We start from the raw sequence: 4,603 nt of genomic DNA on the forward strand, positions 1-4,603 counted from the left end.
TAGGTCAGACCACGCTGCTGACATTCCTTGACGTCAAACGGCGGGTTGGACAGGTGGTACGACACGAACTCCATGCGTGCCAGCCCGTTGTGCGACACGATGGGGAAAATGGCGTTGAACGCCGCTTGCAGGCCTTCGTTCTTGCGCTGTGCCACAGGCACGTTTTCTTGCAGGAACTGGGTATACGATTGAATCTGGGTGGCAAGCAGGAAGGGAACCTGATGAACCGTTGCGCGCTTCGCGAAACTCTTGCGAATACGCTTTTTCTCGGTAAAGCTGTACGCCATGGGATCTCCGAATCATCGCAAGCGCAGACGGACGGGCGAAGGTCACGACCAACACTTGAGGTGTTCAGCGACTGGTGACGGGATTTGGCGGTTGGCCGCTACCAACCTCTGGCTGACGGTACTGCGCGCGCCGCCCGCACATGCACCCATGGAGCGCATGCCACGGACGGGGGAGCACCCGACCAAACTTGCCTTCTGCAGTCGGTTCAGAAGACAAACATCAGCGGACTGCGAACTGCCTAGTGTGCCACTGATGTTTGGCCTCTGCTGGCCTGGCTCAGACCTGCGACCGGATATCCGGTAAAAGAGACTCCAAGCCGACTTATCGCGTGATTGCGGGATCGCTCAACAACCGGTCCCACAAGCGCAAAAAGGCTGGCGCCGGGAAATGTCCCTTTGCCAGCCTCCGTCGCGTACCGGATGCGGCACGCGAGACCTGCACTTACTTGGCTTCGGCTTCCGCGCCGGCTTCCACCAGCTTCTTCACCAGCTCGTCGGCAGTCTTCTTGTCGACGCCTTCCTTCACGGGCTTCGGTGCGCCATCGACCAGGTCCTTGGCTTCCTTCAGGCCCAGGCCGGTGATTTCACGCACGGCCTTGATGACGCCAACCTTGTTCGCGCCGGCGCTCTTCAGCGTCACGGTGAATTCGGTTTGCTCTTCCGCAGCAGCAGCGGCGCCGCCAGCAGCAGCCGGGCCGGCCACTGCCACTGCAGCTGCCGACACGCCAAACTTCTCTTCGAACGCCTTGACCAGGTCGTTCAGTTCCATCACGGACATCGCGCCAACGGCTTCCAGGATGTCGTCTTTGGTGATTGCCATTTGAATAACTCCAGAATGTGATTCGGTATCGATCGTGCGATCTGTGCGAGGTATCGCGGCCGATTAGGCTGCGGCGCCTTCGCCTTGCTTTTCGGCCAGCGCAGCCAGGGCACGGGCGAAGCCCGACACCGGCGCCTGCATGACGAACAGCAGCTTGCTGAGCAGTTCTTCGCGGCTCGGGATCGTTGCCAGGGCCTTCACGCCGTTGACATCGAGCACCTTGCCATCGTACGAACCGGCGCGCAGCACCAGCTTGTCATTGCCCTTGGCGAAATCGTTCAGCACCTTGGCCGGGGCCACTGCGTCTTCGGAAATACCGTAGATCAGCGGGCCGGTCAGTTGCTCGGCGAGTTCGGCAAACGGCGTGCCTTCCACAGCGCGGCGAGCCAGCGTGTTCTTCAGAACGCGCAGGTAGACGCCTTGCTGGCGTGCTTGCGCACGCAGCTTGGTCAGATCGCCAACCGTGATACCGCGATATTCAGCAACGACGATGGTCGAGGCCTTGGCGACTTGCGCCGTTACCTCGGCCACGACGGCCTTCTTATCTTCGAGATTGAGTGCCACGGTTAAGCTCCAAAACGACGTTGGCTCCCGCGGATGCAGCGGTCGCCTCGGTCAGTCCAAAAGTACGGCGTCCGATTGGCACAAATCACTTCGGCAATACCAAAGTCACTCATTCCCTTCGGGGGCGCCATCTGCGTTGGCTGCAGCGCGGTGCGTTACCACGCCGCGTCGCGATTAAGGCGCCGGCTCCAACCAAGGAGCCCGTCACCGCCAACGGTCTTTGATAACCAGCGGCATCTGTCTGTTCGCACAAACATCTGCCGCTGCCCAAAGTTCTTCCCTGAAGCTGCCAGGGACCGCGCGGCCGGAGCCACGCAGAGAAACAGCAAACGCCGGGATGGTTATCGGGTCACCCGGCGCGAATGATCGAACGATCAGGCGGCCAGGGTCGCCTGGTCGATGCGCACGCCCACGCCCATCGTCGACGAGACGGCGATCTTGCGCAGGTACACCCCCTTGCTCGATGCCGGCTTGGCCTTGTTCAGCGCATCCAGCAGTGCTGCCAGATTGCTCTTCAGAGCAGCCGGCTCAAACGAGCGGCGGCCGATGGTTGCGTGGACGATCCCGGCCTTGTCGACGCGGAATTGCACCTGACCCGCCTTGGCGTTCTTCACGGCGGTCGCGACGTCCGGCGTCACGGTACCGACCTTCGGGTTCGGCATCAGGCCGCGCGGGCCGAGGATCTGACCCAGCGTACCGACGATACGCATCGTGTCGGGCGAAGCGATCACGACGTCGAAATCCATGTTGCCAGCCTTGATCTGCTCAGCCAGGTCTTCCATGCCGACGATCTCTGCGCCAGCCGCCTTGGCTTGCTCAGCCTTGTCGCCCTGGGCGAACACGGCCACGCGAACCGACTTGCCAGTACCAGCGGGCAGGACCACCGAGCCGCGAACGACTTGGTCCGACTTCTTGGCGTCGATGCCCAGTTGCACGGCCACGTCGATGGATTCATCGAACTTGGCGCTCGCGCATTCCTTGACGAGGCTCAGCGCTTCGTCGATCGGGTAGAACTTGGTGCGCTCCACCTTGGCCTTGTTTGCGGCCACGCGCTTCGAAATCTTTGCCATGATTACAGGCCCTCCACCGTGATACCCATCGAACGGGCGCTGCCGGCGATCGTACGCACGGCGGCGTCGAGATCCGCTGCGGTCAGGTCCGCGTTCTTCGCCTTGGCGATCTCTTCAGCCTGGGCGCGGGTGATCTTGCCGACCTTGTCGGTATGCGGCTTCGACGAACCCTTCTGGATGCCAGCAGCCTTCTTGATGAGCACGGTCGCCGGCGGCGACTTCATGACGAAGGTGAAGCTCTTGTCGGCGTAGGCGGTGATCACCACCGGCACCGGCAAGCCCGGTTCCATGCCTTGAGTCTGCGCGTTGAACGCCTTGCAGAACTCCATGATGTTCAGACCGCGCTGACCCAGGGCCGGGCCGACGGGCGGGGACGGATTTGCTTTACCAGCCGGGATCTGCAGCTTGATAAAGCCAATAATCTTCTTGGCCATCTTGACTCCAATCCGGATTGCCAAGCGTCAACGCGAGAGCAATCCTGTTGAGTGGTAACGCATCAGCACAAGACTGACGCTCCTCTGTTGGCGCAGGCGGCCTTGCCGCCGTTGCCCGCCGCATCCGCTGGATCCGGCGACTGGCACAACGGGTTCTCCCCGCCGCACCGAATTCCTTATACCTTTTCGACCTGGCCGAACTCGAGCTCGACCGGTGTCGCTCGACCGAAGATCGTCACGGAAACGCGCAGACGCGACTTCTCGTAGTTGACTTCCTCGACGTTGCCGTTGAAGTCGGTGAACGGGCCCTCCTTCACGCGCACCATCTCGCCCACCTCGAACAACGTCTTCGGACGCGGCTTCTCGACCCCTTCTTGGATCTGAGCCATGATCTTGTCGACCTCACCCTTGGAGATCGGCGAGGGCCGGTTGCCCGACCCCCCGATGAAGCCCGTCACCTTGGACGTGTTCTTGACCAAGTGCCACGTTTCATCCGTCATCTCCATTTCAACGAAGACATAGCCCGGAAACAGGCGGCGCTCGGTGACAGTCTTCCGACCGCTCTTGTTCTCCATCACCTCTTCTGACGGCACCAGAATCTGGCCGAACAGGTGTTGCAGGCCTTCGCGATCAATGCGCTCCTGCAGCGCGCGTTGCACACTCTTCTCCATGCCCGAGTAGGCATGCACGACATACCAGCGCTTCTTTGAGGCCGGCGCGGAAGAATCCGTCGACGTGTCGTTCGCTACGTTATCCGTCATGGCTTCACCCGATTATTTCCAGCCCAGCACGAGCGAGAAGATCACCCACTCGATGAGCTTGTCCGCAGACCAGAGGAACACAGCCATGATCACCACAAAGGCGAACACCAAACCGGTCATCTGCCCCGCTTCCTTGCGCGTCGGCCAGACGACCTTGCGAACTTCGCGGTACGACTCGCGGGCAAATTCGATAAAGCTCTGCCCAGGCGCGGACACCAGGGCAACGCCGGCACCCAGCACCAGCCCGCCGATCAGCGAGGCTGCGCGGACATAGCTCGGTTGCTGTGCGAGCAGGTAAAAACCGATCACCCCGGCGACCACCAGCAGGAACGCCACGACCAGCAGCCACTTGCCGCTGGCGGTGTTGACGGTTTCGACGTTCGGATTGGCCATGTTTCCCAAACGAGACTAAGCCGCGTGGCGCCATATCGCGCTACGCGGCTGATGAATTGGCAGGGGCAGAGGGAATCGAACCCCCAACCTTCGGTTTTGGAGACCGACGCTCTGCCAGTTGAGCTATACCCCTAAAACAGCTTTGGGGTTGCCGTGCGGTCAACCCCACTCTGGCACTTCACGTGCGGCCGGTTGGCAGCCGCACGGAAGAGTTACAGCACTTACTCGATGATCTTGGCGACGACGCCGGCGCCGACGGTACGGCCGCCTTCAC

Annotated in this window: 7 protein-coding genes and 1 tRNA gene; all 8 read right to left on the minus strand. The window is 61.4% G+C overall.

Going from position 1 to position 4,603, the window contains the following annotated elements; translation table 11 throughout:
• The coding region (locus tag A6M56_RS11590; protein WP_286758145.1) for a hypothetical protein at window positions 1–287 on the minus strand (287 nt) is incomplete at its 3' end.
• 442 nt (window positions 288–729) lie between these two features.
• Window positions 730–1,107 carry a 50S ribosomal protein L7/L12 gene (gene rplL / locus A6M56_RS11595; RefSeq protein WP_045785066.1) on the minus strand — a complete coding sequence of 126 codons (378 nt, stop codon included), beginning with the start codon at window positions 1,105–1,107 and terminating at the stop codon, window positions 730–732.
• A 63-nt stretch (window positions 1,108–1,170) separates the two neighbouring features.
• Window positions 1,171–1,671 carry a 50S ribosomal protein L10 gene (gene rplJ, locus A6M56_RS11600; protein ID WP_045785067.1) on the minus strand — a complete coding sequence of 167 codons (501 nt, stop codon included), beginning with the start codon at window positions 1,669–1,671 and terminating at the stop codon, window positions 1,171–1,173.
• A 374-nt stretch (window positions 1,672–2,045) separates the two neighbouring features.
• Window positions 2,046–2,741, minus strand: coding sequence for a 50S ribosomal protein L1 (rplA, locus tag A6M56_RS11605; RefSeq protein WP_045785068.1), 696 nt, complete (start codon window positions 2,739–2,741; stop codon window positions 2,046–2,048).
• Window positions 2,742–2,743: 2 nt separating this feature from the next.
• Window positions 2,744–3,175 carry a 50S ribosomal protein L11 gene (rplK, locus tag A6M56_RS11610; RefSeq protein WP_045785069.1) on the minus strand — a complete coding sequence of 144 codons (432 nt, stop codon included), beginning with the start codon at window positions 3,173–3,175 and terminating at the stop codon, window positions 2,744–2,746.
• Window positions 3,176–3,351: 176 nt separating this feature from the next.
• On the minus strand, window positions 3,352–3,936 hold the full coding sequence (nusG, locus tag A6M56_RS11615; RefSeq protein ID WP_045785070.1) for a transcription termination/antitermination protein NusG: 585 nt from the start codon (window positions 3,934–3,936) through the stop codon (window positions 3,352–3,354).
• 12 nt (window positions 3,937–3,948) lie between these two features.
• Window positions 3,949–4,329, minus strand: a complete 381-nt coding sequence (gene secE, locus A6M56_RS11620; protein WP_045785071.1) for a preprotein translocase subunit SecE — start codon at window positions 4,327–4,329, stop codon at window positions 3,949–3,951.
• Window positions 4,330–4,386: 57 nt separating this feature from the next.
• Window positions 4,387–4,462 (minus strand) — tRNA-Trp (locus tag A6M56_RS11625).
• Between the last annotated feature and the right edge of the window lie 141 nt (window positions 4,463–4,603).

This window comes from Ralstonia sp. RL (assembly GCF_001683835.1).
In the GTDB taxonomy this organism is placed as follows: domain Bacteria; phylum Pseudomonadota; class Gammaproteobacteria; order Burkholderiales; family Burkholderiaceae; genus Ralstonia; species Ralstonia mannitolilytica.

Excerpts from the sequence above, each read along its gene's own strand:
- rplL (WP_045785066.1), bottom strand. The coding sequence starts at position 1,107 with ATGGCAATCACCAAAGACGACATCCTGGAAGCCGTTGGCGCGATGTCC.
- rplA (WP_045785068.1), bottom strand. The coding sequence starts at position 2,741 with ATGGCAAAGATTTCGAAGCGCGTGGCCGCAAACAAGGCCAAGGTGGAG.
- rplK (WP_045785069.1), bottom strand. The coding sequence starts at position 3,175 with ATGGCCAAGAAGATTATTGGCTTTATCAAGCTGCAGATCCCGGCTGGT.
- nusG (WP_045785070.1), bottom strand. The coding sequence starts at position 3,936 with ATGACGGATAACGTAGCGAACGACACGTCGACGGATTCTTCCGCGCCG.
- secE (WP_045785071.1), bottom strand. The coding sequence starts at position 4,329 with ATGGCCAATCCGAACGTCGAAACCGTCAACACCGCCAGCGGCAAGTGG.